Consider the following 462-nt stretch of genomic DNA (forward strand, 5'->3'; position numbering starts at 1 on the left):
GCCGTGACCCGGCTCATGTCGTACATGGTGACGGCCACGGTGGCCTTGATGCGGGTATCCATGGCGGCGGCGTTCAGGCCCATGCCGCCGAAGCCGCAGATGCCGATGATGCCGATGCGCTCCGCATCCACCGCGTCCAGCGTGGTGAGGAAGTCCACCGCAGCGCTGAAGTCTTCGGTATTGATGTCCGGCGAGGCCACGTGACGCGGCTCGCCGCTGCTCTCGCCCGTATAGGAGGGGTCGAAGGCCAGCGTCAGGAAGCCGCGCTCGGCCATGGTCTGGGCATAGAGCCCGGACGCCTGTTCCTTCACCGCGCCAAAGGGACCGCTCACGGCCAGGGCCGCCAGTTTGCCCTTGGTGCCCCGGGGCACGTACAGGTCGCCCGCCAGCATAGTGCCGTAACGGGTGCGGAAGGTCACTTTACGATGTTCCACTTTGTCGCTCTGGGGAAAGACCTTGTCC

At 66.0% G+C, this 462-nt stretch carries 1 protein-coding gene; it reads right to left on the reverse strand.

What is annotated here, in order from left to right; translation table 11 throughout:
- A partial coding sequence (locus JWG43_RS18105) for an alpha/beta hydrolase (protein ID WP_275888511.1) occupies window positions 1-462 on the reverse strand: 462 nt, incomplete at both ends.

The sequence above is a fragment of the Desulfobulbus alkaliphilus genome (assembly GCF_016918545.1).
Lineage (GTDB): Bacteria > Desulfobacterota > Desulfobulbia > Desulfobulbales > Desulfobulbaceae > Desulfobulbus > Desulfobulbus alkaliphilus.